The organism is Nonomuraea dietziae, from assembly GCF_014195505.1.
GTDB lineage: Bacteria > Actinomycetota > Actinomycetes > Streptosporangiales > Streptosporangiaceae > Nonomuraea > Nonomuraea roseola.
On the sequence record NZ_JACIBV010000001.1, the window covers coordinates 927960 to 952750 of the forward strand.

27 protein-coding genes are annotated in these 24791 nt (G+C 72.6%); 15 read left to right on the forward strand and 12 right to left on the reverse strand.

Annotated features, from left to right (window positions below; translation table 11 throughout):
* The first annotated feature begins 33 nt into the window (after positions 1 to 33).
* Complete coding sequence (locus tag FHR33_RS04735; RefSeq protein ID WP_221240932.1) at positions 34 to 666, forward strand: DUF4396 domain-containing protein; 633 nt, start codon at positions 34 to 36, stop codon at positions 664 to 666.
* 129 nt (positions 667 to 795) lie between these two features.
* On the opposite strand, the gene FHR33_RS04740 is transcribed toward FHR33_RS04735, so the two are convergent.
* The 5 genes from FHR33_RS04740 to FHR33_RS04760 all read right to left on the reverse strand — a co-directional run bounded on the left by FHR33_RS04740 (position 796) and on the right by FHR33_RS04760 (position 4757).
* On the reverse strand, positions 796 to 1788 hold the full coding sequence (locus tag FHR33_RS04740) for a VOC family protein (RefSeq protein WP_183644037.1): 993 nt from the start codon (positions 1786 to 1788) through the stop codon (positions 796 to 798).
* Positions 1778 to 2494 carry a TetR/AcrR family transcriptional regulator gene (locus FHR33_RS04745; protein ID WP_183644040.1) on the reverse strand — a complete coding sequence of 239 codons (717 nt, stop codon included), beginning with the start codon at positions 2492 to 2494 and terminating at the stop codon, positions 1778 to 1780. The genes FHR33_RS04740 and FHR33_RS04745 overlap by 11 nt, the downstream gene beginning before the upstream one ends.
* 62 nt (positions 2495 to 2556) lie before the next feature.
* Complete coding sequence (locus FHR33_RS04750) at positions 2557 to 3276, reverse strand: cupin domain-containing protein (RefSeq protein ID WP_312895365.1); 720 nt, start codon at positions 3274 to 3276, stop codon at positions 2557 to 2559.
* A 105-nt stretch (positions 3277 to 3381) separates the two neighbouring features.
* The gene (locus FHR33_RS04755) at positions 3382 to 4464 is read right to left on the reverse strand and encodes an FAD-dependent oxidoreductase (RefSeq protein ID WP_183644046.1); all 1083 of its coding nucleotides are present in this window, start codon (positions 4462 to 4464) and stop codon (positions 3382 to 3384) included.
* On the reverse strand, positions 4461 to 4757 hold the full coding sequence (locus tag FHR33_RS04760; protein ID WP_221240933.1) for a winged helix DNA-binding protein: 297 nt from the start codon (positions 4755 to 4757) through the stop codon (positions 4461 to 4463). Before FHR33_RS04760 ends, FHR33_RS04755 begins: the two co-directional genes overlap by 4 nt.
* 94 nt (positions 4758 to 4851) lie before the next feature.
* Between FHR33_RS04760 and FHR33_RS04765 the strand changes: the two genes are divergently transcribed.
* Both FHR33_RS04765 and FHR33_RS04770 read left to right on the forward strand, forming a co-directional pair.
* A complete protein-coding gene (locus tag FHR33_RS04765; RefSeq protein WP_183644048.1) occupies positions 4852 to 5694 on the forward strand; it encodes an NAD(P)H-binding protein in 843 nt (280 codons plus the stop codon).
* Positions 5695 to 5719: 25 nt separating this feature from the next.
* Positions 5720 to 7105 carry an MFS transporter gene (locus FHR33_RS04770; protein WP_183644050.1) on the forward strand — a complete coding sequence of 462 codons (1386 nt, stop codon included), beginning with the start codon at positions 5720 to 5722 and terminating at the stop codon, positions 7103 to 7105.
* Positions 7106 to 7129: 24 nt separating this feature from the next.
* On the opposite strand, the gene FHR33_RS04775 is transcribed toward FHR33_RS04770, so the two are convergent.
* On the reverse strand, positions 7130 to 7552 hold the full coding sequence (locus FHR33_RS04775) for an SRPBCC family protein (protein ID WP_183644052.1): 423 nt from the start codon (positions 7550 to 7552) through the stop codon (positions 7130 to 7132).
* Positions 7553 to 7723: 171 nt separating this feature from the next.
* Here FHR33_RS04775 and FHR33_RS04780 point away from each other — a divergent pair, with 171 nt between their 5' ends.
* The gene (locus FHR33_RS04780; RefSeq protein ID WP_183644055.1) at positions 7724 to 8059 is read left to right on the forward strand and encodes a winged helix-turn-helix transcriptional regulator; all 336 of its coding nucleotides are present in this window, start codon (positions 7724 to 7726) and stop codon (positions 8057 to 8059) included.
* A gap of 48 nt (positions 8060 to 8107) precedes the next feature.
* Positions 8108 to 8752: an NADPH-dependent F420 reductase gene (locus FHR33_RS04785; RefSeq protein WP_183644057.1), complete on the forward strand. Its 645-nt coding sequence runs from the start codon at positions 8108 to 8110 to the stop codon at positions 8750 to 8752.
* Between the two features lie 69 nt (positions 8753 to 8821).
* Here FHR33_RS04785 and FHR33_RS04790 read toward each other — a convergent pair whose 3' ends face one another.
* Entirely contained in the window at positions 8822 to 10186 is a 1365-nt protein-coding gene (locus tag FHR33_RS04790; RefSeq protein ID WP_183644060.1) for an MFS transporter, read from the reverse strand.
* On the reverse strand, positions 10183 to 10851 hold the full coding sequence (locus tag FHR33_RS04795; RefSeq protein ID WP_183644063.1) for an HAD-IA family hydrolase: 669 nt from the start codon (positions 10849 to 10851) through the stop codon (positions 10183 to 10185). The genes FHR33_RS04790 and FHR33_RS04795 overlap by 4 nt, the downstream gene beginning before the upstream one ends.
* A gap of 55 nt (positions 10852 to 10906) precedes the next feature.
* On the opposite strand from FHR33_RS04795, the gene FHR33_RS04800 reads away from it, so the two are divergent.
* Entirely contained in the window at positions 10907 to 12085 is a 1179-nt protein-coding gene (locus tag FHR33_RS04800; protein ID WP_183644066.1) for an ROK family transcriptional regulator, read from the forward strand.
* A gap of 28 nt (positions 12086 to 12113) precedes the next feature.
* Here FHR33_RS04800 and FHR33_RS04805 read toward each other — a convergent pair whose 3' ends face one another.
* Positions 12114 to 12437, reverse strand: coding sequence for an NIPSNAP family protein (locus FHR33_RS04805; protein WP_183644069.1), 324 nt, complete (start codon positions 12435 to 12437; stop codon positions 12114 to 12116).
* A 162-nt stretch (positions 12438 to 12599) separates the two neighbouring features.
* Between FHR33_RS04805 and FHR33_RS04810 the strand changes: the two genes are divergently transcribed.
* Entirely contained in the window at positions 12600 to 13007 is a 408-nt protein-coding gene (locus FHR33_RS04810; RefSeq protein ID WP_183644072.1) for a RidA family protein, read from the forward strand.
* An 84-nt stretch (positions 13008 to 13091) separates the two neighbouring features.
* Here the strand turns inward: FHR33_RS04810 and FHR33_RS04815 are convergent, their stop codons facing one another.
* Complete coding sequence (locus FHR33_RS04815) at positions 13092 to 13805, reverse strand: carbon-nitrogen hydrolase family protein (protein WP_183644074.1); 714 nt, start codon at positions 13803 to 13805, stop codon at positions 13092 to 13094.
* Between the two features lie 708 nt (positions 13806 to 14513).
* On the opposite strand from FHR33_RS04815, the gene FHR33_RS04820 reads away from it, so the two are divergent.
* Positions 14514 to 14675, forward strand: coding sequence for a hypothetical protein (locus FHR33_RS04820; protein ID WP_183644077.1), 162 nt, complete (start codon positions 14514 to 14516; stop codon positions 14673 to 14675).
* A 101-nt stretch (positions 14676 to 14776) separates the two neighbouring features.
* Here the strand turns inward: FHR33_RS04820 and FHR33_RS04825 are convergent, their stop codons facing one another.
* Positions 14777 to 15154, reverse strand: coding sequence for a GntR family transcriptional regulator (locus FHR33_RS04825; protein WP_183644080.1), 378 nt, complete (start codon positions 15152 to 15154; stop codon positions 14777 to 14779).
* Positions 15151 to 15729 (reverse strand): hypothetical protein, encoded by a 579-nt coding sequence (locus FHR33_RS04830; protein ID WP_183644083.1) that lies wholly within the window; start codon positions 15727 to 15729, stop codon positions 15151 to 15153. The genes FHR33_RS04825 and FHR33_RS04830 overlap by 4 nt, the downstream gene beginning before the upstream one ends.
* Positions 15730 to 15936: 207 nt before the next feature.
* On the opposite strand from FHR33_RS04830, the gene FHR33_RS04835 reads away from it, so the two are divergent.
* Genes FHR33_RS04835 through FHR33_RS04865 form a run of 7 tightly spaced genes read left to right on the forward strand, consistent with a single transcriptional unit; the run spans position 15937 to position 24758 of the window.
* A complete protein-coding gene (locus tag FHR33_RS04835) occupies positions 15937 to 17370 on the forward strand; it encodes an MFS transporter (RefSeq protein WP_183644086.1) in 1434 nt (477 codons plus the stop codon).
* Positions 17367 to 18893, forward strand: coding sequence for an FGGY family carbohydrate kinase (locus FHR33_RS04840; RefSeq protein ID WP_183644089.1), 1527 nt, complete (start codon positions 17367 to 17369; stop codon positions 18891 to 18893). The genes FHR33_RS04835 and FHR33_RS04840 overlap by 4 nt, the downstream gene beginning before the upstream one ends.
* On the forward strand, positions 18890 to 20563 hold the full coding sequence (locus FHR33_RS04845) for a glycerol-3-phosphate dehydrogenase/oxidase (RefSeq protein ID WP_183644091.1): 1674 nt from the start codon (positions 18890 to 18892) through the stop codon (positions 20561 to 20563). The genes FHR33_RS04840 and FHR33_RS04845 overlap by 4 nt, the downstream gene beginning before the upstream one ends.
* Positions 20560 to 22113, forward strand: coding sequence for an FAD-binding oxidoreductase (locus tag FHR33_RS04850; protein WP_183644094.1), 1554 nt, complete (start codon positions 20560 to 20562; stop codon positions 22111 to 22113). The genes FHR33_RS04845 and FHR33_RS04850 overlap by 4 nt, the downstream gene beginning before the upstream one ends.
* A 10-nt stretch (positions 22114 to 22123) precedes the next feature.
* Entirely contained in the window at positions 22124 to 22735 is a 612-nt protein-coding gene (locus tag FHR33_RS04855; RefSeq protein ID WP_221240936.1) for a glycerol-3-phosphate responsive antiterminator, read from the forward strand.
* A 23-nt stretch (positions 22736 to 22758) separates the two neighbouring features.
* Positions 22759 to 23658, forward strand: coding sequence for a DMT family transporter (locus FHR33_RS04860; RefSeq protein WP_183644095.1), 900 nt, complete (start codon positions 22759 to 22761; stop codon positions 23656 to 23658).
* Entirely contained in the window at positions 23658 to 24758 is a 1101-nt protein-coding gene (locus FHR33_RS04865; protein WP_183644098.1) for an alcohol dehydrogenase catalytic domain-containing protein, read from the forward strand. The genes FHR33_RS04860 and FHR33_RS04865 overlap by 1 nt, the downstream gene beginning before the upstream one ends.
* The last annotated feature ends 33 nt before the right edge of the window (positions 24759 to 24791 follow it).

The following is a 24791-nucleotide window of genomic DNA, read 5'->3' on the forward strand; positions in this document are numbered from 1 at the left end:
AGATTAGATCGCTTTGGGTGGATGGAGCAAGTTATGTCCGAACCAACGGCTCACGGGCACGCGCACGACGAGCACGCGGGACACCGCGGCTCGCACGGCGCGCACCGCATGACGGAGGGCGCGCCCGCGACCCACGGAGCGCATGCCGCGCACGGGAGCCACGCCGACCACGCCGGTCACGGCGGTCACTCCGCCGGTCATGGGGGTCACGGCGGGCCTGCCGCCGAAGGCGTCTCGTGGCGCATGGCGATGACCGCGACGCTGCACTGCCTGACAGGGTGCGCGATCGGCGAGGTGCTCGGCATGGTCATCGGCACCGCGCTCGGCTGGTCCAACGGACCGACGATCGCCCTGGCCGTCGCGCTGGCCTTCGTGTTCGGCTACCTGCTCACCATGATCGGCGTCCGCAAGGCGGGGCTCGGCTGGGGCCAGGCGCTCAAGGTGGCGCTGGCCGCCGACACCGTCTCGATCCTGGTGATGGAGATCGTCGACAACGGGGTCATGCTGATCATCCCTGGCGCGATGGACGCGGGGCTGGCGTCGTGGCTGTTCTGGGGCGCGCTGGCCGTGGCGTTCCTGGTGGCCTTCGTGGTGACGACCCCGATCAACAAGTGGCTCATCGGCAAGGGCAAGGGTCACGCCGTGGTGCACGCCTACCACCACTGAGCGTCACGCCCCGGCGGGCTCCGGCCGTTCGTGGGCGCACGAAAGCCCGCCCGGCCATCCGCGGACCCTCGCGGAAACCGGCGATAGGGGCCCCGCGTCGCCTTCGCCTCGCCGGCCGATGACACACCGTCAATACGGCTGGCTCGCCTGGCGGAAGACGATCGCGACGCCGAGCGCCTGTGCGGCGGGCACGAAGAGGTCACCCCCTGCGCTCCGGACGAGCGGGAAGCCGTTCCCGCGCAGGAGGCGCTCGGTCGCGGACAGGTCGCGCACCGCCACGCCGTACGCCACGAAGGCGGGCAGCACGGGGGCGCGCTCGCCGGGGAGCAGCCGGTCGAGCGCGGACGCGGCGACCAGTACCACCTTCGCGCCACCGAGGTCGAACACCCGCGTGAGCGCGTCGCCCCTCGCCGGGCGGCCGAGGTAGCTCTCGTAGCGCCGCTCCGCCTCGGCGAGCTCGCCGTCCGCGACGCACAGCACGCACTCGGCAAGGCCGATCGCGCCGTTGGGGTGGTCGACGCGCCGCTGGGCGTCGACCAGCTCCGCCGAAGGGCTCTCGGCGAGGCCGACCCTCCCCTCGGGCACGCGCCCGCGCGGCATCGCAGGGTCTTCGCCGTCGATCTCCAGGTAGCGGACGGGCTCCATCCGCGTCCCCTCCGCCGTCTCGACCGGGCGCTGCACGGCGTGCACCCCGCCATGCCCGACTCCGCCCGCCTCCAGCCGTCCCGCCGCCCTCTCGACGTCGGCGGAGTCGAACATCAGGATGTGCATCCCCTCGAAGCGCCGCAGGCACGCGGCCAGGTTCTCGGCGGTGCCGCGCACGGCGGCCATGACCGCGGGCAGCTTGTCGTCCGGGACCCGCAGCGGGACGAGGTGGGCATCGGCAGGAACGACGCCGCCACCGTCGTCGACGACGGTGACCAGCTCGACGAAGTCACGGGGGAAGTAGGCGTGGGTGTTGCCCGCGCCGAACGGCTCGGCGGGCGCGCCCGCGGCTCCCGGGAGCGCGGGGTAGGCCGGGGGCGGCAGCGTGAAGCCCAGGAGCCGGTAGCGTTCGAGCGCCCGCTCCATGTCGCGCACCACGTGTCCCACGTGGTGCAGGCCGTCGATGTCATGACCCATGCTCGGGGTCTCCTCCCTTGGTGGTTCCGTAGGCGACGGCCCCGTACTCGCGGGCGAGCCGCTCGAAGATCTCCACGACTTCCGGCGCCGCGGCGGCCAACCTCGCCGGGGACGGCGGCCTCGCGGGACCGTACGTCCGGCGCAGCACGTCGGCCAGCTGATCGGCCTTCTCCTCGAGGCCCAGCGCGAGCTCCTTGGGCAGCAGCGGCTCGATGGCGAAGAAGCCGAAGGCGATGGTGGGCAGCGAGTAGTCGAGATCCTCAGGACGAAGGTCCTCGCGCAGCAGGCCGTGGTCGGCGAGCGCACCGAGGTACTCGCGCGAGGCGAGCAGCTTGGCGCCCTGCAGCGGCTGCCTGGCGGGGCTGGACAGGAACCTGTCCAGCGTGTCGGTGTCCCTGGTGAAGAGGGCGCGCAGCACGGGCCGCCGCATCGCCTCCAGGAAGAACCTGCGCATGTAGGCGTGCAGCGCGATCTCGGCGGGGTCGGCCCGCATCGCGGCGGCCACCGCCTCGATCATCGCCACGGCCTCCCTCGCGCCCACCGCGAGGAACAGCTCATCGCGCGTGCGCCAGTGCAGGTAGACGGTGCCCTTGCCGACCCCGGCGCGCTTGGCGATCTCGTCGATCGTGACCCGGCGGTATCCCCATCGCAGCAGGAGGTCCTGCGCGGTGTCGAGGATCCGGTCGGCGCGTTCGAGCTGGGACACGATCCCCCTTTCATGGGTGACTGATGACTGGTGACCAAACTAGCATTATGGTCACCGCCTGCCTACCCCTTCCGTACGTGGTAGACCTCCAGCAGGCCGCACATCCCCCTGCGCTCGCGCTCGCTCGGCCCAGCCAGCTCGTGGACGGCGGCGGCCTCGAAGTGCGCGAGGTCGCCGCGCTCCAGCGCGTCCAGCTGCCTGCCGGTCTCCTCGGCCACCGCCCGCGCCCCGCCCTCCCAGCGCCGGCGCCACTCCGCCAGCCGCGGACGAACCAGGCGGGCGGCGGCCTGGTGGAACGTCTTCAGCGGGCCGAGGTCACCCGCCTTCGCCGCTTCAGCGAGCACCGTGAAGCCCTCGACCGCCAGGTCCCTCCGCCTGAACGCGGCTCCCAGGTCCGATCCGGGGGCGCCGCCGTCCGGCAGCGTGGCGGCTGCGGCGTAGGTCTCGGGATCGTCCAGCAGGTGCTGGGGGAAGGTCAGGACCGCGTCGCCCGCCTCGGGCAGGCCGCTGTTCTGCATGAGCACGACGATCTGCAGACCGCCGTGGTTGACGAGGCGGTGGATGGTGCCAGGGGTGAACCAGACGACGGCGCCCTGCCTCAGCGGCGTCCGGGCGAAGCCGTCCAGGTTGAGGGTCTCGACCAGGCCTTCGCCCGAGGTGACGACGTAGGCTTCGCTGCAGCACAGGTGGAGGTGGGGGGTTCCGCCCACCTGACCGTCGGGGGCGAGCGTGTCGTAGACGCACAGCCGCGAGACGCCGACGGCGCCGGGGAGCTCAGCCACGGGGACCTCCATACGAGCTGGGAAAGGGCTTTCCCGCAAGCTAGGCCCACATGATCCCGACGTCAACGCCCCTGCGGGCCCCGGCCCGGCTCCCTCGTGAAGGGATCAGGGGGTGACGGCCACCTGGCCGGAGGCTCGCGTGGCGGTGAGGTGGCGGCGGACGTTCAGGGCGGCGGTACGGCCCGCACGGTTGGCGCCGATCGTGCTCGCCGAAGGGCCGTACCCCATCAGCTGAAGCCGGGGTTCGGCCACCGCCTGCGTGCCGTCCACCTGGATCCCGCCTCCGGGCGTGCGCAGCCGCAGCGGGGCCAGGTGGTCGAGCGCGGAGCGGAACCCGGTCGCCCACACGATCGTGTCGGCCTCCTCGAAGCGCCCGTCGGCCCAAGCGAGGCCGTTCGGCTCGATCCTGGAGAACATCGGCAGCCGGTGCAGCGTCCCCTTGGCCAGCGCCTCCAGCACGACGGGCGTGTAGCCGAGGCCCGTCACGCTGACCACGCTCTGTGGCGGCAGCCCCTGGCGGACCCGCTCCTCCACCATGGCCACCGCGTCCCTGCGCGCCTCCTCGCCGAAGTCGTCGTCGCGCCAGACCGGCGGCCTGCGGGTGATCCAGAGAGTCCCCGCCGCGACCCCGCCCAGCTCCGACAGGACGTGCATCGCCGAGGCGCCGCCGCCCACGACCGCCACCCTGCGCCCGGCGAACTCGGTGGGCCCCCTGTAGGAGGCGTAGTGCAGCTGCCTGCCGAGGAAGCCCGCGCCGCCCGGGTAGAACGGCCAGTACGGACGCGTCCAGGTGCCCGTCGCGTTGACCACCGCCCGTGCCGCCCACTCCCCCGCGTCGGAGGCGACGACGAGCCTGTCGTCCTCGCCTCTCGTGACGGCGCCCACCCGCACCGGCCGTACGACGTGCAGGCCGACCGAGCGCTCGTAGTCGCCGTAGTACGCGGGCACCACCAGCGCGGCGGGGGCCCGGCCGTCGGCCGTCGGCTCCCTGCGCACACCGGGCAGGTCGAAGATGCTGTGGATCTTGTCCATGGTCAGCGAGGGGGATCTGTGCCGCCACGCGCCGCCGGGACCGTCGGCCGCGTCGAGCACGACGGGGTCCAGGCCGTAGCGGGCCAGGAAGTAGGCGCTGGACAGTCCCGCCTGCCCCGCGCCGATGACGACGACGTCCGTACGCTTCACGTTCATGCCCAACCGCGATGGATGTCGCGCTCTTCCCGCGCGTCCCACGAGCGCCGCCGGTGCCGGGCTCGGTCTTCGGCCGCGTGGCGGCCGGGAAGGCGGGCGAACTCCAGGCGCTCGCGCTCTGGCCAGCCGGCGGTGACGTACTCGAACGCCGAGCGCTGATGACGGCGGAAGCGCGCCATGAGTTCGACGCCTTCAGGACTGAGGTGCAAGACGGTGCGGCGGCCGTCCTGCTGCGAGGCGGCGCGGACCAGATGGCCCGCCTTGATGGTGTCGCTGACCGTGCGGCCGGCCACCGAGAGATTTCCGTGAGTCTCTACAGGAATGTGTTGACATGAATTTATGTGCATGACAGCATGCACATGCTTTCATCAACGAACGGAGATTCCCATGACCACTCTCGTGACCGGCGCTCGCGGCACAGTCGGCCAGGCCGTCATCAGCCGCCTCCACACCGCCGGCCTGCCGGTGCGCGCCGCCAGCGCCAACCTCGCCGAGCTGACCGTTCCGGCCGGCGTCGAGGCCTTCCACCTCGAGCTCGACCGGCCCGAGACCTTCGCCACCGCGCTGCGCGGCGTCCGCCAGGTGTTCCTGTATCCCGAGCCCGGCGGCATCGACGCCTTCGTCAAGACCGCGCAGGACGCCGGCGTGGAGCACGTCGTGCTGCTGTCGTCCGCCTCGGTCCTCAGCCCGGACGCCGAGAGCAATCCCCTGGCCGGCCACAGCCTCAAGGTCGAGCAGTCCCTGAGCGCCTCCGGCCTCCCCAGCACGTTCCTGCGGGCCGGCGCCTTCGCCGGCAACGCCCTCGGCTGGGCCCACTTCATCAGCAGGAACCTGCCGATCGAACTCGCCTACCCGGAGGCCGATGTCGCCCCCATCCACTCCGCCGACATCGCCGACATCGCCGTCGAAGCGCTGACCGGTCCCTCGCTCAAGGGCCGCGCCGCCGTCCTGACCGGACCGGAAGCGCTCACCTTCCGCCGGCAGCTGGCCGTCCTGTCGGAGGTTCTCGGCCGCGACATTCCGCTCGTGCGGATCACCCACGCCGAGGCCGAGCAGCAGATGAGCCGGTACATGCCCGCTCCCGTGGTCGGCTCCCTGCTCGCGTACTGGGCCGCCGCCTCCGAGGAGCCCGCCGCCATCGAGGACACCACCCAGACCCTCCTCGGCCGGCCCGCCCGCACCTTCCGGCAGTGGGCGGCCGAGAACGCCGCCGCCTTCTCCGGACACTGATCCCGACCTTCGACAAGGCAGACCAATGACCACCCTCCCCGCTTCCGCGCCACCGCGATCCACCGATCGAAGGCGCTGGGCCGTCCTCGCCGTCATCCTTTTCGCCGCGATCCTCGATCTGCTCGACGCGACGATCACCAACATCGCCGCACCGACCATCGCCGCCGACCTGGACGGTGGCGACGCCCTCGTCCAGTGGCTCGGCGCCGGCTACGCCCTCGCCATGGGCGTCCTGCTCGTGGTCGGTGGCAGGCTCGGTGACAAGTACGGACGACGCCGCCTGTTCCTGACCGGCATCATCGGCTTCACCGTGGCCTCGATCGCCTGCGGCCTGGCCTTCGACCCGGTCTCCATCGTCGCCTTCCGGCTGCTCCAGGGGGCCTTCGGCGCCCTGCTCATCCCTCAGGGGTTCGGCATCCTGGGCGCCGTCTTCCCCCGTGAGGAGCTCGGTAAGGCCTTCAGTGTCTTCGCGCCCGCCCTCGGCCTGTCGGCGATCTGCGGCCCCGTCCTGGCCGGGGTCCTCATCGACGCCGACCTGTTCGGGCTCGGCTGGCGCTCCATGTTTCTGATCAACATCGTGCTCGGCGGCCTGGCGATCGGCCTGGCCGTCCGGCTCCTCCCCCACGACGACGGCGACCGTGGCGTCACCGTCGACGGCCTCGGCTCAGGTCTCCTGGCGGGCGCGATGCTCGGCCTGCTCTACGGCCTGATCGACGGCTCCGGCCACGGATGGACGCTGCGCCCGGCCTCGTGCCTGGCCGCGGGAGCCGTCCTCCTCGCCTTGTTCTGCCTGCGCCAGCGCACCGCGTCCAGTCCGCTCATCGAGCCCTCGCTGCTGCGCAACCGCGGCTTCGTCTCCGGCCTGGTCCTCGGCCTGGTCTTCTACGCGGCGATCTCCGGCCTGCTGTTCGTGCTCTCCCTCTTCCTGCAGGACGTGCTGCACCGCACGCCGACCCAGGCCTCGCTCGGCCTCGCGCCGATCGCGGCGGGCATCGTCGTCGCCTCGATCGCGGCCCACCGGCTCATCGCCCGCCTGGGCCGTACCCTCGTCCTCGCCGGTCTGGTCCTCACCCTGACCGGCACGCTCTGGCTCCTCGCGCTGGGATCGGGGCCGGCCGTCCCCGCGCTCGTCGCGCCCGTCTTCGTCACCGGGCTGGGCATGGGGACCTGTTTCGGCACCATCTACCAGATCACCCTCGGCGGCATCGACCCGAAGGAGGCCGGCAGCGCCAGCGGTTCCCTCTCGGCCATCCAGCAACTGGCCAACAGCATCGGCGCGGCGGCCGTCACCACGGTCTACTTCCATGCCGCCGGCGGCACCGCCCTCAGCCTGTCCGTCGTCGCCGCCGGCGTCCTGAGCTGCTGCGCTCTCGTCCGCCTGCTGCCCCGCCACGCCCAGCCGCACCACTGAGCGCCTCACGACGAAGCCGCACGATCACCGTCGGGGTGATCGTGCGGAGCTCTCGATCGTCTGCTTCATCTCCGCCGCGCCCCGCTCGACGCGCACGCGGATCTCGGCCGCGACCGCGTGCGGCAGCACGTCGGTGGTCCAGATCAGCCGGCTCGCCTGCGCGCCCTCCGCCCTGACCTCGAATGCGGCGTGGTGGTGCTCGACCGGGGGCCGCGCGCCCTCGACGACGGCGTAGGCGAGGCGGCGGGCGTCGTCGTCGATCGTGACGATCAGCTCGCGGATCACGTGCCCGTCGGGAAAGGTCAGGTACCGCTGGTCGCCCTCGATCCGCGTGCTCGTGACGCGGCCTGGCAGCAGGCGCTCGTGCACGGCGCCGACGTCCCGAAGCACGTCCCAGGTGTGTTCGGGAGAGGCGTCGATCACCGTCTCGTGGCGAACGGAGGCCATGCTGGAGGATTCCTTCCTGGCAGGGACGGGCTGACGAACCTGTTCGTTCCGCGGGAGCCGGCCCGCTTCCCGCAGATCTTCCCATGCACCAGGTCGACGGCGCGCCTGAGCCCGGCCCGCCTACACTGGGAGACCGTACGCAGAGGGTCGGATGCGGGGCAGCGCCTGTACATGAGTGACTACGATGTGTTCCATGCCGACTGTCCGGCCCGCACCACGCTGGATCTGATCGCCGACACCTGGTCGGTCGTGGTGGTGTTCGGGCTGGGACGCGGCCCGCGGCGCTACAGCGATCTGCGCGACCAGATCGGCGGGATCAGCAACAAGATGCTGACCCAGACGCTGCGCAAGCTGGAACGCGGCAATCTCGTGGAGCGGCGGACCCTGGCCACCGCCCCGGCGGGCGTGGAGTATCGACTGACCCGCCTCGGCGAGAGCCTCCTCGAGCCGGTGTCGGTGCTCGCCCGGTGGGCCGAGGAGCACGCCGACGAACTGGGTGACGACTGACGCCGTGGGGAACCGGTCGGTGCCCCACGCGCTCCTAGCCTTGCGGCCATGAGAATCGGAATCTTCGGGGCCGGTGCGATGGCCGACGCGCTCGGCACCCAGTGGGCCGCCGCGGGACACGAATTGATGATCACCGGCCGGACGGCGGGCAAGGCGCAGGCGCTGGCCAGCAAGTGGGGCGCGCGCGCCGGCGGTTCCAGGGAGGTGGCCGAGTTCGCGGACGTCGCCCTGATCGCGGTGCTCCACCAGGGAATGGCGGGCACGCTCGCCGCGATCGGCGACGCGTTGCGGGACAAGCCCATCATCGACTGCAACAACCCGGTCGAGGTCGAGCACTTCACGCTGGTCACCCCGCCGGGCCGGTCGATGGCGCAGGACATCGAGCAGGCGACCGGCGGACATGTCGTCAAGGCGTTCAACCTCTGTCACGCGCGGGTCTGGCAGATGCGGCCGCCGGTGTTCGACCACCGCAGCCTGGTCGTGCCCTACTGCGGTGACGACCAGGCGGCGCTGGAGACGACGCGTCAACTGATCACCGACATCGGCTGCGACCCGCTGCCGGTCGGAGATCTTCGACATGCGCATCACCTCGAAGCGATGGCCGCGATCGTGATCTCGCTGCTGTTCGGCGGACATGACGCGCACACGGTCTTCAATCTCGTCGACCGCGCCGTCGTCCCCGCGAGCGCGTAGCCGCCGTCGCTGGAGGTCGCGAGGCCGCGGTCCTGGTCGTGGAGGAGGGCCGGCTGCCGAGGCGAGAGGTCAGGGGCGAGCGCGCCTGGGCAGCGTGGCGGCGGCCAGGACGAGGGCCAGGGGAAGCACCGCGACGAGGTAGGCGGTTCGCAGGTCGAGGGCGGCGCCGAGCGCGGCGAGGGTCGCGGGCGCCGCCAGGATCGCGGTGCCCGAGGCGAGCGCGCCGTATGCCGCCGCGCGAGCCGTGGGGAGGCCAGGCACCTGGACGAACCGGGCGAGCGTGACCGGGTAGAACGGCGCGACGCCGAGGCCGGCCAGGGCGAGCCCCAACGTGACCGGCACCGGCGCGTCGAACAGCGCGACGACGACGGTTCCGGCCGCCGCGAGCCCGCAACCCACGAGGATGACGGGGACTCGGCGGGCGATCAGGCGGGGCGCCGCCAGCCGTCCCGCCGCCATCCCGACCAGGAACGTGGTCGCGGCGGCCGCGGCCGCTCCCGCGGGCAGGCCGGTGGCCTGCAGCCTGGTGGTCGACCAGATCGTGAAGCAGAACTCGATCGACACCGCGACCACGATCGTGGCCCACACCCCCGCGGCCCGCCACACGGACGGCGCCCGCGCGACCTCCACCTGGGGCCGGGCGCGCTCCACGGAGCCGAGCGGCCCGTCACCCGTTCCACACCTCGAGCCGGAGCCCGAACTGGAGACGGAGACGGCATCCGAACTGGAGACGGCGTCCGAGAAAGAGACGGCGTCCGCGACAGAGACGGCGTCCGAGCTGGCGACGGTGGCGGTGGCTGAGACAGAGACGGCGTCCGAGCTGGCGACGGTGGCGGTGGTTGAGACAGAGACGGCGTCCGGCACAGAGACGGCGTCCGCATGAGGGCCCGTGGCGGCGGCTGAGCGGCGGGGACGGGCGTCGGCGGCCAGGAACAGCAGAGGAGGGACGGCGATCAGCAGGGCGAGCCGGCCGCTGAGACCAGTGGCGGCCAAGGCCCCGATCGCGAGCGGCCCGAACAGCGCGCTGACGCTCCCGGCCGCGTACGCCCGAGCCAGCCCTGCAGCGGCGTCCGGTCCGCCCAGCAGGGCGGGGGTGACCAGCACGAACCCCGCCGCGCCCAGGCCGAGCAGCAGCGCGCCTGCCGCCGCCATGACCGCGCTCGCGCCGGTCGCGAGCAGGATCGTTCCCGCGGCGGCGACCAGGGCGGAGCCGAGCAGGGCCGGCCGCGGGCCGGGGCGGAGCGCCCAGCGTCCGGTGACGCCGGCGACCAGCAGGCCGACGCCGAACGACGACGACAGCCACGCGAGCTCCTCCGGCGCGCTGTCCAGGTCGGCGGCCAGCAGCACGAGGCAGGCGCCGAGACTGTTGACGGTGAAGCCGAGCGCCGCCTGCGCAAGCCCGACCTGGCGGACCACGCGCCGGTCCCAGCTCATGGTTGCACCCGGTGGCCCACGGCTTCGCGCCTGGTTCGCGCGCGGCGCAGCAGGTCGGCCAGGTGTCCGAGGTCGCTCACGCGCAGGTCGCCGTCGAGGCCGCGGAGCGCCGCGGTGATCATCCCCGCCGCCGCGCCCGCGGCGAGGCCGGGCGCGGAGTCCTCGACGACGAGGCACGCGGCGGGGTCGACGCCCAGCTCGGCGGCGGCCCGCAGGTAGCCCTCGGGATCGGGCTTGCCCTGCCGTACGTCGTCGATCGTGAGAAGCAGCGGCGGTTCGATCCCGGCCGTGGCCAGCCGCGCCTTCGCCAGCCGTCCGTCGGCGCTCGTCACCACCGCCCACGGCAGGCCCGACTCCTCCAGCGCGGCGAGCAGGTCGGACGCGCCGATCGCGGCGGCGACGTCCGACAGGTCGTCGTACTGCAGAGCGAGCTGCCGCTGGGCCGCGATCGCGGCCGCCTCCTCGTCGAGCTGCGGGAAGAGCTGTCGCACCGTACGGCCTGACGGGTTGCCATGGGCGATCGCGAGCACCGTTTCCACCGCGACGCCGTACTCGCCTGCCCAGATGGTCCAGGCGCGCTCGACGCAGGCGTCGGAATCGACGAGAGTGCCGTCCATGTCCAGAAGTACCGCCTCCACCTCACCGAGGTCCGGCCGTCGTGTCATGGGGCCTCCTTCTGTATAAACTCGTCCATCGAGCATAAAGGAGACAGTGGTGCGGATGGCAAGCCCCTCTCGCGTCGGCGACGCTCGCTGGCGCGGGGCGTTGGCGGTTCTCGAGGAGATGCGCCGCGAGCCGGGGGTGACGAGAGCGGTGGTGGCGCAGCGGCTCGGGCTGAGCAGCGGCTCGGCCACCGAGATCACCGCGCGCCTGCGTGAGCTGGCGCTTCTGTCCGAGGCTCCGGCCGCGGCCTCGGGACGGGGCCGTCCCACCACCGTCCTCGGCCCGCACCCCGAAGGCCCGCTCGTGATCGCTGTCGACCTGCGCCAGGAGGACTGGCGGTGCGCGGTCGCGGCCCTCGACGGCAGGCCGGAGATCGTCGAGGCGGGTGTCCACGCCGGGCGCGGCCCCGAGCAGGTGATCGGCCCGATCGCCCAGGCGGTGCGACGCGTCCACACTCGCCACGGACGGCGGGTCAGGGCCGTCGGGGTGGCCGTCGCCGCGACCGTGCAGCACGGCAGGGTCGTCCAGGCCGCCACGCTGGGCTGGGACGCGGTGGACCTCGGCGCGCTCGCCTCCGACGCGCGGCTGCCCCTGCTCATCGGCAACGACGCGACGCTCGCGGGGGTCGCCGAGGCCCGCGAGGGCGCCGCGGCGGGCGCGGCGACGGCGCTGCACGTCATGATCGAGGTGGGGGTCGGCGGCACCCTGGTCGTCGACGGGCGACCGGTCAGCGGCGCGACGGGAGCGGGCGGCGAGTTCGGCCACCTCCCGCTCGGGGAGCCCGGGCTGCGCTGCCCGTGCGGGGCCACCGGCTGCTGGGACCTGGCCGTGGACGGCAGAGCCATCGCCCGCCATCTGGGCGAGCCGCCGCCGGACGATCCCCGGACCTACGCGCTGGCCGCCATCGCCCGGACCTCAGCGGACGCGGCGACAGCCGCGGCCGTCGGCCGTACGGCAGGCAGCTTCGGCGGCGGCCTGGCAGGGCTCATCAACGCACTCGACCCCGACGTCGTCACACTCGGCGGACTCGCCCAGCCGCTGCGGGCGGCGGCCACGCCGGAGTTCGAGGCCGCGCTGACCGGCGGTCTCATGCGCTTTCGCCGGGCGGACCCGCCGCGCGTGGTGGCCGCCGTCCTGGGCCAGGACGGCGCGCTGCACGGAGCCGCCCTCACCGCGCTGGACCACGTCCTGACCGAGGCGGGGATGAACGCGTGGACGGCCGCGCTGCGGCCCTGAGCTGTCGTGGAGGCGTGCGGCCCCCGGCTCATCCCTCGTCCGGAGGTTCGGGAAGCAACGGCCGCATGAAGGTCCGCTCGTAACGGAGGACGCACCCGCTCTCGTCCCTGATGCGGTCGGCTTCGACGAAGTCGGGATGGACGCCGAAGAGGGCGCGGTACTCCTCGTAGGCGGCCAGGCTGGGAAAGCTGAACAGGGCCAGGGCCTTGTCGCTGGCGCCCTCCGCCGGCAGGAAGTAGCCGTGGTGCGTGCCTCCGTGGCGGTTGACCAGTTCGATCCAGCGGCGGCCGAAGCGCTCGAAGGCGTCGATCTTCGAAGGGTCGATCACGTACTCGACGACACAAGTGATCACAGTTGACCCTAGCAACCGGCGGCCGCTTCGCTGTTCCGACGGGCAGACCGTAGGGCGCGCCGTCGAGCGCGGTGAGCACGCCGTACCCCCACGTCACGGCTCACAGCACGAACAATATGCTTTGACGCACAATAAGCATGAGGACACCATAGGCGGATGCCTATGAACTCTGGTGTCCGACTGATTCGCAACGACCGGCTCACGCAGGCGGTCGACTACGCCTACGCCGCCGTCGCCGACGCGCCCGTGCGCTCCATCTGGGTGGCCGGCGCGTGCCCGCTCGACCTCGACGGCAACACGGTCGCCGTCGGCGACTACGCGGGGCAGACCCATCAGGTGATGCGCAACCTCGTGACCGCGCTGGAGGGCGCGGGAGCGTCGCTGGCCGACGTCGCCAAGACCACCGTGTACGTGGCCTCCTCCCGGCAGAGCGACCTGGGCAGCGCGTGGAAGGTCTACCGCGAGTACATGGGGGAGCACGACGTGCCCAGCACCCTGCTCGGCGTCACCGTTCTCGGCTACAACGACCAGCTGGTCGAGGTCGAGGCCGTCGCGGTGATCCCTGGCTGACGGGGTCGGCCCACAGAATCCTGGCCGTGGCGCTCGCCGTGGCAGGGTACGGGCTGCTGCCCGGCGACGCCGCGGGCCGGCGGCTCAGCCGGTGAGCGTGGCGCGGGCGAGGGAGCCTGGGTCGGCGTCGGCGCGGGCGATCACGGCGCCTTCGGGCGACCAGATGCCCGAGCGGCCCGCGGTGCGCGCGAACCCGCCTCCCGTCGGTCCGGCGAAGCTGGCCACGGCGACCCAGACCCCGTTGTCGGCGACGACGCGGCGGGCCCGTTCCTCCATGATGGGCAGGTCCTCCTCCAGCTCGCACACGCCGGCCACGTAGGCGTCCATCCCCAGTTCGGCGGTCTCGGCAGCCTGCCGCGGCACGCCCATGTCCTTGCAGATGGCCAGGCCCAGCCTCCAGCCGTCGACCTCCAGCACCGACGGCTTCTCACCGGGCTGGAAGCGCTCCGACTCCTGCCCGCCCAGGCACATCTTGCGGTAGGCGACCAGGACACCGCTCGCGTCCACGGCCAGCGTCGCGATGGACGGGCGGCCCTGCTCGCCCCGCACGAGGGCGCCCGCCAGGGCGACCGATCCCGTCTCGGCACACGCCTCGACGATCGGGATGAGACGCGGGTCCTCGCAGGTGATGGCGGGGGCGTCCAGTTCGTAGCCGGTCAGCGACAGCTCGGGGAAGACCACCACGCGCGCGCCGGCCGCGCGGACGACGGCGGAGTGGGTCCGCGCGTTCGCAGCCACGTCGAACGCCATGGTCGGCGGCTGGGCGACCGCGATCGTCAGAGGGTCACGATGAAGCATGTCTCGCCCCAGGATCAGGTGATCGTTCGGATGCAGACTACCGGGCGGCTCCCACGGCGCTCAGCCGCCGGTGGCGTCACGAGACGCGCGGGACGGGGTGTCGAGAAGGTTCCGGTCCTGTAGCTCGGCGGCAAGCGAGGTGGACCATGACGCCAGAGCCGAAGAAGGGGCCGACGGACGACGCCCAGACCTCGGTCATGGCCTCAGAAAAACGCCCGAAAAGACTCCGGGCCGCCCGGGAGGCGCCATTCTTGTGCCATTCTCCTCGCGCCTGGAACGGCGATTTACCCCTTTCGGAATTGTTGAACAATCCTGGCGCCGATCCTCACCAGGGATTACTTCTCTCACGGCATGCCGAACGGCAGCCGCCGACGCGCCAGGAGCCCGTCACAAGCTGCGCAAACACTCCATCGACATGCGCTGGGAATGACGCCAAGAAAGCCGAGGACCGCCCATTTCACAAGCGGTCTTATTCGCACGCCGAAAAGCCCTCCGCGCCGCAGGGGCAGAACTGCCGAGCCGAGGGCGGCATGGAAACCGGCGCCTCCGCCGTCCTATGGCGAATTAGAGTTGTGCCCGTCCCCCCGAACAGGCGGAGGGACGGGCAACGGCGCGAGCCGTGCCGGAGCAGGGCGTCGCGGCCGGTGATTCAGCACCTCCAGCCTACGACCTCCCCTCCGCCCGGGTCGCGCCCGAGAGGGAGTGATCATGTTCAACGACTTCAGTCTGGTGTCCATCAGCGTCCCGCTCACCGGCGACCAGGCTCGGTGGCTCGCGCGACTCGGCTGTCTTCTGGTGGTGATCGTCGTGCTGGTGCTCGCGTCGCGGCCCGGCACGGGCTGCCCCTGCCTGATGGACGTCCAGCTGTAGCGCGGCGACCGCTGCCCCGCGCTCGGTGGGCGCGGGGCAGGAACCAGAAGCCGGAGTCGAGGGTGAGAGTGACGGCGACGCGTGCCTCGAGGCGCGGCGGGTCAATCGCCAGGGTCGGTGAGGTGGTGCCGGGCGGTGGCGAGGGCCACGTCGACGTCGACGCCGAGTTCGCGGACCGCGGCGGCGTAGGCGCGGGCGGCGTCGGCGAGGCGGGCGGTGCGTTCAGATTCGGGCAGGTGGGGGATGTCGCGCACGACGGTGCCCTGGCCCGCCCGACCGCGCAGGTAGCCCGCGGCCTCCAGTTCGCGGTAGGCGCGGGCGACCGTCCCCGCCGCCAGACCGAGGTCGTGGGCCAGGTGCCTGATGCTCGGAAGGCGGTCGCCGACCGACAGCCTCCCGGTCCGGATCAGCGCCGCGATCTGGGCCCTGAGCTGCTCGTACGGCGGCGCGACCGCGTCCGGATCGATCTCGACGATCATGCCGAGGCCTTCGGGGCGCGCAGCACCACGAACCGGCACGACAGCCACAGAACGGCCGTGGCCAGTCCGATCCCCGCCAGAGCCAGCATCACCTGGGACGGCGAGACCCTGTCGCGCCCGGCGGTGGACCACGCCTGGTAGATCCAGGTGTGAACGCCCAGCGTCGCCACGATGAGGACGGGCCCCCAGCGCGCTCCCCACGTCAGGCGGTCGCTCGGCCTGCGCACCACGAGACTGGCCCGGCGACGGCCTTCGGGCACCGGCAGGGACGCCCCGACCTCGGCGACCAGCGCCCCCGCCAGATATCCGGCGACGCCCAGGAAGTAGTGGTAGCCGCCGCTCCCGGAGGCGAACGCGCCGGCAGCGAGCCACCCGATGGCCCCGCCACCGGCCCGCCATCTGCTGGTTCTGGTCAGGTAGGCGGAGAGAACCGGCCGGGTGTCGCTGGTGAGGGCGACGTCGTACGCGGCGGCGAAACGGGAGACTCGCCTGCCGGACACCGGCAGGAACCCGATCAGCAACGCCAGGAGGGGCACGCCGAGCAGCCCCACGAGCGTCGCCGTCATCGGTGACATGGCAGACCTCCTCTACCCGCTCAATGTACCAATACAACGCTACATTCGGGCCCCGCCTGTTGCTTGACATTCCGGACGACGGGGGCATAACGTCCCGTCAATCGGCAGGCACAGACGAAGACATCCCTGTCAGTGGTCTTCGTCTGTGCTTTTGTCATTTCCGGACCGCTGGCAAGGGACCTGAACCCCCCTGAAAGGCGGCTGGGCATGAGCGACGCCCCCGTGGCCACCAGTACGACCCGCATCCGCAACGCCGCAGACGCGGCCGGCCTCATCGACACCCTCACGCGCCTGACCGGCAGGGCCAGCTGGATCTGGTTCCTCGCCCTGGCGGGTCTGTTCCTCGACGCCTACTCCAACGCGGCGCTGGGCGCCGGGCTGTCTCCGATGGTCAAGCAGCTCGGCCTGTCTCCCACCGAGGTGGGACTGCTCACCGCGATGGCGCCGGCCATCGCCATCGTCTCCAACCCTTTCGGCGGCTGGCTGGCCGCTCGGATCGGCCGGGTCAAGCCGCTGCTGATGACCAAGGTCGTCTTCGCGCTCGGCGCGCTGCTGACCGCGGCCGGCTCCGATTTCCAGACCGTCTTCGCCGGGCGGGCCCTGGTCGGCATCGCCTACGGCATCGACTTCGCCGTGGCCATGGCGCTGCTGGCCGAGTACACCCCGGCCTCGCTCAAGGGCAGGCTCAACTTCTGGCAGGGCGTCTGGTACACCGCCACCACCACGAACCTGCTGCTCACGCTGGTGTTCTATCGCTTCGACGTGGGCGCAGACATCTGGCGCTGGTCCGTGGCCTCCTCGGCCGCCTTCGCGCTCGCGCTGTTCCTGCTCCAGCTGACCTTCCTCGTGGAGAGCCCGACCTGGCTGGCCGCCAAGGGCCGTCTGCGCGAGTCCGCCGCGGCCCTGCGCCGGCTGTACGGCTTCGCCGTCCAGGAAGGGCCTCAGGAGGGCGGATCCGAGGGCGAGTCCGCCAGGCAGGTGGGGATACGCGACGCCGGCGTGCTGTTCCGCCCGCCCTACCTGCCGAGAACGGTGCTGTCCACGGTCATCTCGCTCACCCAGGCCATGCAGTACTTCGCGGTCGGCTGGTACCTGCCGGTGATCAGTCTGGAGCTGTTCGGCAGGGAGTTCGAGAAGGCCACGCTCGGCTCGATGGTCTTCAACGCTGTCGGCATCGTGGGCGGCTGCCTGTCGGCCTACGCGGGCCGCCGGTTGGGGCTGCGCGTCAGCTCGATGACCGGCTACGCGGTGGTGTTCGCCGCGCTGCTGCTGATGGGCGCCACGTTCAAGGAGCTGCCGGTCGCGCTGGCCGCGCTGCTGCCCGCGCTGTTCATCTTCTTCCACTCCGCCGGGCCTGGACCGAACGGCAAGTCGATCGCCGCGCTGTCCTACCGCAGCGACATCCGCACCTTGGGCACCGGCGTGACCGGCATGCTCGGCAGCCTCGGCTCGGTCGCGGGCCTGTACCTGTTCCCGCAGTTGCAGGCCGGTATCGGGGTAGGCGCCAGCCTCATGGTGCTGTCAGTGGTGCCGCTGGTCGGCCTGTTCACCTGCCTGGCGATCAGGTGGGATCCCACGCGCATCACGATCAACCTGGAACAGGAGGACATCGCGCTGCCGACGGGGGGTCCGCGCGGATGACGGCCAACCGCCGCAGGGGCGTACTCAGCATCGACGAGGGCACCACGGGCACGCGCGCGGCCATCGTGCTGGACGACGGCCGCGCCACCCCACCCGTCTACCTGCCCATCTCCGTCCACTCCCCCGACCATCTGCGGGTGGAGCAGGACGCGGCCGAGATCTGGGCCAAGACCTCGCAGGTCTGCCGGGAGGCGCTGGAATGGGCCCAGGCGCACGACGTGGAGATCATCGGCGTGTCGATCGCCACCCAGCGCGCCACGGTCCTGCTGTGGGACACCGTCACAGGGGAGCCGCTGACCCCGGCCGTGGTGTGGCAGGACCGCCGGTACGCTGCCAGGCTGCGCGCGTGGGAGCCCGGCTGGGACGCCCACCTGATCGAGCACACCGGCCGGCCGGTCGGTTCGCGCGCACCGCTGCTGTGGGCCGCGCGGGAGATCGACGCCAACCCGGCGGCCCGCCGGGCGCACGCGGCGGGCCGGCTGGCCTTCGGGTCGATCGACACCTGGCTGGTGTGGAAGCTGACCGGCGGTGCCGTCCATGCCATGTCCGCCACCAACGCCGTCGCCGCCGGCGGCTACGACCTGCGCACCGGCGGTTGGCACGAGCCATGGGTGGACTTCCTCGGCTGCCCGCGCGACGTGCTGCCGCAGATCCTCGACGAGGACGGCGACTACGGGGTCACCGACCCTTCGGTCCTCGGCGCGCGGCTGCCCGTGCTGTCGGTGATGGGCGACCAGCACGCGGCGCTGATCGCGCTCGGCGCGCACCGGCCCGGCCAGGCCATGTGCGTGCACGGCACCGGCACCTTCCTCGACGCCGTCGCCGGCGACCGGCCGCCCGTCCACCGGCGGCAGGTGCCCGGCGTGCTCACGCTCGTCGGCTGGCGCTCGCGCGGCTCCGCGGTTTTCAGCCTGGAGGGCTACGCCGCCACCACCGGTTCGGCCGTGCGGTGGTTGTGCGAGGAGATCGGGCTGTTCGAGTCGCCCGCCCAGCTGGCCGCGCTCGCCCGCGAGCACCCTGGGCCCAGCCGGGTGCGCTTCGTGCCCGCGCTGGCCGGGCTGCGCACTCCCGTCTGGTCGCCCGAGGCCACCGGCGTCCTCACCGGCCTCAGTTTGTCCACCACCAGGGCCGACCTGGCTCGCGGCGTGCTCGAAGGCATCGCCCACTCGGTGGGCGACCTGCTCGACGGCGTGGAGGAGGCGATGGGCGCGCCGGTGACCGAGCTGTTCTGCGGCGGCGGCCTGGCCGGCAGCGACGAGCTGATGGCGAGCCAGGCCGACCTCATCGGCCGGCCCGTGCGCCGCGCCGGCGCCAACGAGAGCGCCAGCCTGCGCGGCGCCGCCTATCTCGGCGGCGTGCGCGCGGGGCTGTGGCCGGACCTGTCCACCGTCGTCGCCGGCCTCGGCGACGTCCCCGTCTTCGAGCCCGCGCTTCCCGACGCCGCGCGCAGGCAGGCCCGCGCCGAATGGCGCGACCTGCTCACCCGGCACATCGCTCACGCACAGGAGGAAACCCCCTCGTGATCCGGCTTCCCGAACGCAGACCCAGATCGGAGACCAGGAGCGCCATCCGGCGCACGCCGCTGCGGCTAAACCGCCAGGCGCAGATCGAACGGCTGGCCTCAAGGTCGGTCGACGTCCTCGTCGTCGGCGGCGGCGTGACCGGCTGCTACACCGCGCTGGACGCCGCCGCCAGAGGCCTGAGCGTGGCGCTGGTGGAGCGGGACGACTTCGCCTCGGGCACCTCCTCCAAGTCCTCCAAGATGGTGCACGGCGGCCTGCGCTACATCGAGCAGGGCAACCTGCCGCTGGTGCGGCGCTCGCTGCTGGAGCGCCAGCGGTTCCGCCGCAACGCGCCCCACCTGGTACGGCGGCTGCCGTTCGTGCTGCCCATCCTCACCCACGACGGCGTGTTCGACGCCCGCATCGCCAAGGCCTTCGAGGGCCTGTTGTGGACCTACGACCTGGCGGGCGGCTGGCGCATCGGCCGGCTGCATCAGCGGCTCAGCGCGTCCGAGGTGCTGGCCAGGGCGCCGCGGCTGCGCGCCGACCGGCTCAGGGGCGGGCTGCTCTACTACGACAGCCGCGCCGACGACGCCCGGCTGACCCTGACCATCGCCAGGACCGCCGCCCACTTCGGCGCGACCGTGCTGAACGGCGCCGCCTGCCGCGAGCTGGTCAAGGAGGGCGGCCGGGTGCGCGGCGCGCGCGTCGAGGTGGACGGGCGGACCGTCGAGGTGCGTGCCGGGGTGGTCGTCAACGCCACCGGCGTCTGGTCCGACACCCTCGACGCCTACTCCGACGCCGCTCACCGGCCGCGCGTCCGCCCCGCCAAGGGTGTGCACATCGTGGTGCCGTGGACCCGGCTGCCCGTCGACGGCACCGTGACCGTGCCCGTGCCCGGCCGGGCACGGCGCGCCACCTGCACCCGCTGGGGCGACGTGGTCGTGATCGGCACCACCGACACCGACTACGACGGCTCCCTGGAGGAGGTGCTGTGCACCCGCGAGGAGATGCGCTACCTGCTCGACGGCGCCAACACCGCCTTCGACGCCAACCTCAGCCCCGACGACGTGGTCGGCTCGATGGCCGGGCTGCGGCCCCTGGTGGGGTCCAAGGAGGGCGCCACCCTCGACATGAGCCGCGACCACCGCATCTCCACCGACGCCAACGGCCTGGTCACCGTCACCGGAGGCAAGCTCACCACCAGTCGGCACATGGGCGAACTGGTGATCGACGAGGCGCTGAGGGTGCTCGGACGCCGGGCGCGCTGCCGTACGGCACGCCTGCCCCTGCTCGGCGGCGCGGGCTACGACGCGGAGGCGACCACCGCCACCGGCGGCCTCGGCGCGCACCTGGGCGAGCGGTACGGGACCGAGACCCGCTTCCTCGCCGACCTCATCGCCGAGGACCCTGCGCTGGCCGAGCCGGTCGTGGAGGGCAGCGAGCACCTGCGGGCCGAGGTGGTGTACGCGGCACGGTGCGAGCTGGCCAGGAACGTCGACGACGTGCTGTCGCGGCGCACCCGTATGCGGCTGTTCGCCCGCGACCTGTCGGTGAAGGCCGCCCCCGAGGTCGGCCGGCTGCTGCAGCGCGAGCTGGGGCTCTCCGACCACGAGGTGGCCAGGCAGGTCGAGGACTACGTACGCGGCGTCGACCGCGAGAAGAGCGTTCTGATGGAAGGACTTTCATGATCAGCAGGCAGACCGTCACCCATCCGTTCAACAGGGGCGACTACGTCGTCGGCGCGCCCACCCCGCCGCGCTGGGCCGCCGACTGCCCGCCGGGGAAGGGCGAGGCCAGCCTGCAGGGCGAGGTGGTGCGCGTTCCCGAGGAGGTGGTCGCCGAGCTTCGCGCGGTCTGCGCCGCGGTGCACACCGCCAGGGACGAGGTGATCCTGCGCACCCGCGACTGGTGGGCGGGCACCTCCATCGGCGAGACCGACGGCAACCCGGCCACCCCCGAGGCGGTGGTCGTCGAGGCGGCCGACGAGGAGCAGGTGACGGCCGTGGTGCGGATCTGCCATCGGCACCGCATCCCGCTGACCGTCTCCGCGGGGCGCAGCAACGTGCTGGGCGCGGCGCTGCCGGTGTTCGGCGGGGTCGTGCTGGACGTGTGCGGGCTCAACCGGATCCTCTCCTACGACGCCGAGTCGATGATCGTCGAGGTGCAGGCGGGCATGTTCGGCGACCTTTTCGAGAAGGAGTTGCAGGAGGTGCACGCCGCCACGACCGGGCACTGGCCCTCCGCTTTCGCCATCTCCACCGTCGGCGGCTGGGCGGCCTGCCGCGGCGCGGGCCAGCTGTCCACTCGGTACGGCAAGATCGAGGACATGGTCGTCGGGCTGGACGTGGTGCTGCCCGACGGAACCACCGCCACCTACGGCGCCTACCCGCGCGCCGCCGTCGGGCCGGACCTGCGGCAGCTGTTCATCGGCTCGGAGGGCACCCTCGGGGTGATCACCCGGCTGCGGCTGCGCACCCATCGGCTCCCGGCGTACGCCGTGGCGCGCGCCTACGGGTTCGACACCTTCGCCGCCGGGCTGGAGGCGTGCAGGGAGATCCTGCAGCGCGGCGCGACCCCCGCCGTGCTGCGGCTGTACGACGAGCAGGAGAGCGGCACCCACTTCGGCGAGCCGGGCACCAACCTGCTGCTCGTCGCCGACGAGGGAGAGCCCGTGCTGGTCGACGCCACCATGGCGGTGGCCGCCGAGACGTGCGGGGAGCGCGCGTCGGTGACGCTGGACGGCGAGGCGGTGTTCGCCAGGTGGCTGGATGAGCGGATGCTCGTCGGCAAGGCCGGCGACGGCTTCGCCAAGGGGCCGGGGTTCGTCGCCGACACCTGCGAGATCGCCGCCCCCTGGGCCGCGCTGCCGGACATCTACCGCGAGGTGGTGGCCGCAATCGAGGGTGTGCGGGGCACCCTGCGCGCCTCGGCGCACCAGTCGCACGCCTACACCGACGGCGCCTGCCTGTACTTCTCGCTGCGCGGCGACGTCGAGCGCGGCCGCCGCCGGGAGTGGTACCGGGCCGCCTGGGACGCCGCCGCGCAGGTGCTCATCAGGCACGGCGCCGCGATCAGCCACCACCACGGCGTCGGCCTGCTGCGCTCGCCGTACATGGAGGAGGCGCTCGGCAGTGGCTATCCCACTCTGGTGGCGGTCAAGCAGGCCCTCGACCCGCACGGCATCATGAACCCGGGCAAGCTGGGCCTGCCCAGCCTCTTCGGATCTGTCGCTCATTAAGGTGGATGCGGTGAACCATCGTCACAAGCGTCCCATCGACCGGCGGCTGCTCTCCGCGCTGGCCGAGCACCCCGTCGTGGCGTCGCTGGTGGGGGTGGAGACGGTGGAGCGATTCACCACCACCGCCGCCCCGCTCGGCATCCTGGCCTCCATCCCGCTCGGAGACCTGGCGGCGACCGTCAGGCAGACCCTGGCCGCGGGGAAGATCGGGTTCGTCAACATCGACTCCACCCCCGGGCTGGGCCACGACCCCGGCGCGCTGGCCTACCTGCAGCAGATCGGGGCGGTCGGGATCTGCTCCACCCGGCAGGCGATGATCGAGCGGGCCGCCGGGCTCGGGCTGCTGACCATGCAGAAGGTGTTCGTGACAGACCGGTCCAACCTGCGGCGGAGCATGCAGTCCATCGCCAGGTCGCAGCCCGACCTGGTGCAGCTCATGCCGGCCGTGGTGCTGCGCTACGTCGAGCGGCAGGCCAGGGAGGTCGGCGTGCCGTACCTGGCCGCGGGGTTCGTGCAGGCGGAGGACGACGTGGTGGAGGCGCTGGGCCACGGCGCCGCCGGCGTGTGCACCTCCGAGGAGCGGCTCTGGGAGCTGCGCCGCGCCGCGCTGCGCGCCTCCTGATCCGCACGCGGAAGGACCGTTCGATGACGCCTGTCCAGGTGCGGGAAGCCTCGCGTGCCGCGCCCGCCCGGTGGTCGCCGGCGCCCGCGGTGTTCGTCGTGCTGTGGAGCAGCGCGTTCATCGCCGGCATCCCGGGGGTGCTGGCCGCGCCGCCGCTGCTGCTGATGTTCGCCCGGTTCGCCGTGGCCGGGGTGCTGCTCACAGGGTACGCGCTGGTCAGACGCGCGCCGTGGCCGCGAGGGCGGACGCTGGCGCACGTGGCGCTCTCCGGGCTGCTGATCCAGGCCATGCAGTTCGGCGCCTTCTACAGCGCGCTCGGCGCCGGGCTGCCCGCCGCGGTCGTCTCCCTGGTCCAGGGGCTGAACCCGGTCGTCATCGTGCTGGCCTCGCGCGTGCTGGGTGAGCGGATCGGCGCCGGGCAGTGGGCCGGTTTCGCGCTCGGCGCGGCCGGGGTGGTTCTCGCGGTGGCCGACCGGGTCAGCCTGTCCCCTCTCGGGGTGGCGCTGTGCCTGGCCGGGCTGGCGGGGCTCAGCGCGGGCACGCTCTACCAACAGCGCTTCGTGCCCCGCATGCACGCGCTGACCGGCACCGCCGTACAGCTGCTCGTCAGCGCCCCTGCGGTCGGCCTGGCCTGCTTGGCGGCAGGGCCCGTGCGCGTGTCCGACTGGAGCGCCTTCGGGCTGTCGGTGGCGTGGATGGCGCTGGTCAACTCCATCGCGGCGTTCATCCTGCTCAACCGGATGCTGCTGCGCTCGCCTGCCAGCCGGGTCAGCACGGTGTTCTTCCTGACCCCCGCGGTGACCGCCGTGCTGGCCTGGCTGCTCGCAGGGCAACCACTGCACCCGCTCGCGATCGCCGGCCTGGTCCTGGGCGGCTGCGGAGTGCTGCTCGCCAACCTCTCGACAAGAACAAGGGTGATCTGATGCGGATTCGCGGAGCGGTCCTGGAAGAGATCGGCAGGAGCAGGCCCTACGCCGAGTCGCGGCCGCTGTCGGTCTGCGACCTGGAGCTGGACCCGCCCGGCCCTGGCGAGCTGCTCGTCAGGGTGGAGGCGGCGGGCGTGTGCCACTCCGACCTGTCGGTGGTCGACGGCAACAGGACGCGCCCGGTGCCGATGCTCCTCGGACACGAGGCGGCAGGCGTGGTGGAGCAGGTCGGACCGGGAGTGACCGGCCTCGCCCCGGGGCGACGCGTCGTCATGACGTTCCTGCCCAGGTGCGGCGGCTGCGACGGCTGCGCCACCGACGGCGTCGCGCCCTGCCTTCCCGGCAGCGCCGCCAACAACGGCGGCACCCTGCTGAGCGGCGCCGTCCGCCAGCACAGGGACGGCACGCGGGTGCTGCACCACCTCGGGGTGTCGGCGTTCGCCACCCACGCGGTGGTCGACCAGCGCTCGGCCGTCCCCGTCGACGACGACGTGCCGCCCGAGGTCGCCGCGCTGCTCGGCTGCGCCGTACTGACCGGCGGGGGCGCGGTGCTCAACGTCGGCAGGCCCCGCGCGGGGCAGACCGTCATGGTCGTCGGGCTCGGCGGCGTCGGCATGGCGGCGCTGCTCACCGCACGCGCCCTCGACGGCGTCAGGGTCGTCGGCGTGGACGCCAACCAGGACAAGCTCGCCACCGCCCGCGAGCTGGGCGCGCACGAGGCGTACCTTCCTGCCGACCTGCCGGAGAAGGCGGAGATCGTGGTGGAGGCGGCGGGCAGCGCCCCGGCGTTCGAGACGGCGGTGAACGCGACCGCCCCCGGCGGCCGCACCGTCAGCGTGGGGCTGCCCGCGCCGCACGCCCGCGTCTCGATCTCGCCGCTGGCGCTGGTGGCCGAGGGTCGCAGCATCGTCGGCAGCTACCTGGGCTCGGCGCTGCCCGCCAGGGACATCCCGGTGTTCGCGCGCATGTGGCGCGAGGGCAGGCTACCGGTGGAGAAGCTGATCTCGGCCAGGATCGGGCTCTCGGCCGTCAACGAGGCGATGGATCACCTGGCCGACGGCACCGCGCTCCGCCAGGTGATCGTCTTCGACCGATAGGCGCCTGCCGCGTCGGGGGCGTCGGCCCGCCGA

What these genes read in the sequence shown, in the direction of transcription:
- FHR33_RS04840 (WP_183644089.1), top strand. Translation starts at nt 17,367, where the DNA reads ATGACGGCCAACCGCCGCAGGGGCGTACTCAGCATCGACGAGGGCACC.
- FHR33_RS04835 (WP_183644086.1), top strand. Translation starts at nt 15,937, where the DNA reads ATGAGCGACGCCCCCGTGGCCACCAGTACGACCCGCATCCGCAACGCC.
- FHR33_RS04770 (WP_183644050.1), top strand. Translation starts at nt 5,720, where the DNA reads ATGACCACCCTCCCCGCTTCCGCGCCACCGCGATCCACCGATCGAAGG.
- FHR33_RS04825 (WP_183644080.1), bottom strand. Translation starts at nt 15,154, where the DNA reads ATGATCGTCGAGATCGATCCGGACGCGGTCGCGCCGCCGTACGAGCAG.
- FHR33_RS04865 (WP_183644098.1), top strand. Translation starts at nt 23,658, where the DNA reads ATGCGGATTCGCGGAGCGGTCCTGGAAGAGATCGGCAGGAGCAGGCCC.
- FHR33_RS04765 (WP_183644048.1), top strand. Translation starts at nt 4,852, where the DNA reads ATGACCACTCTCGTGACCGGCGCTCGCGGCACAGTCGGCCAGGCCGTC.
- FHR33_RS04820 (WP_183644077.1), top strand. Translation starts at nt 14,514, where the DNA reads ATGTTCAACGACTTCAGTCTGGTGTCCATCAGCGTCCCGCTCACCGGC.
- FHR33_RS04860 (WP_183644095.1), top strand. Translation starts at nt 22,759, where the DNA reads ATGACGCCTGTCCAGGTGCGGGAAGCCTCGCGTGCCGCGCCCGCCCGG.
- FHR33_RS04810 (WP_183644072.1), top strand. Translation starts at nt 12,600, where the DNA reads ATGAACTCTGGTGTCCGACTGATTCGCAACGACCGGCTCACGCAGGCG.
- FHR33_RS04780 (WP_183644055.1), top strand. Translation starts at nt 7,724, where the DNA reads ATGAGTGACTACGATGTGTTCCATGCCGACTGTCCGGCCCGCACCACG.
- FHR33_RS04815 (WP_183644074.1), bottom strand. Translation starts at nt 13,805, where the DNA reads ATGCTTCATCGTGACCCTCTGACGATCGCGGTCGCCCAGCCGCCGACC.
- FHR33_RS04830 (WP_183644083.1), bottom strand. Translation starts at nt 15,729, where the DNA reads ATGTCACCGATGACGGCGACGCTCGTGGGGCTGCTCGGCGTGCCCCTC.
- FHR33_RS04775 (WP_183644052.1), bottom strand. Translation starts at nt 7,552, where the DNA reads ATGGCCTCCGTTCGCCACGAGACGGTGATCGACGCCTCTCCCGAACAC.
- FHR33_RS04800 (WP_183644066.1), top strand. Translation starts at nt 10,907, where the DNA reads ATGGCAAGCCCCTCTCGCGTCGGCGACGCTCGCTGGCGCGGGGCGTTG.
- FHR33_RS04795 (WP_183644063.1), bottom strand. Translation starts at nt 10,851, where the DNA reads ATGACACGACGGCCGGACCTCGGTGAGGTGGAGGCGGTACTTCTGGAC.
- FHR33_RS04740 (WP_183644037.1), bottom strand. Translation starts at nt 1,788, where the DNA reads ATGGGTCATGACATCGACGGCCTGCACCACGTGGGACACGTGGTGCGC.
- FHR33_RS04850 (WP_183644094.1), top strand. Translation starts at nt 20,560, where the DNA reads ATGATCAGCAGGCAGACCGTCACCCATCCGTTCAACAGGGGCGACTAC.
- FHR33_RS04735 (WP_221240932.1), top strand. Translation starts at nt 34, where the DNA reads ATGTCCGAACCAACGGCTCACGGGCACGCGCACGACGAGCACGCGGGA.
- FHR33_RS04755 (WP_183644046.1), bottom strand. Translation starts at nt 4,464, where the DNA reads ATGAACGTGAAGCGTACGGACGTCGTCGTCATCGGCGCGGGGCAGGCG.
- FHR33_RS04785 (WP_183644057.1), top strand. Translation starts at nt 8,108, where the DNA reads ATGAGAATCGGAATCTTCGGGGCCGGTGCGATGGCCGACGCGCTCGGC.
- FHR33_RS04790 (WP_183644060.1), bottom strand. Translation starts at nt 10,186, where the DNA reads ATGAGCTGGGACCGGCGCGTGGTCCGCCAGGTCGGGCTTGCGCAGGCG.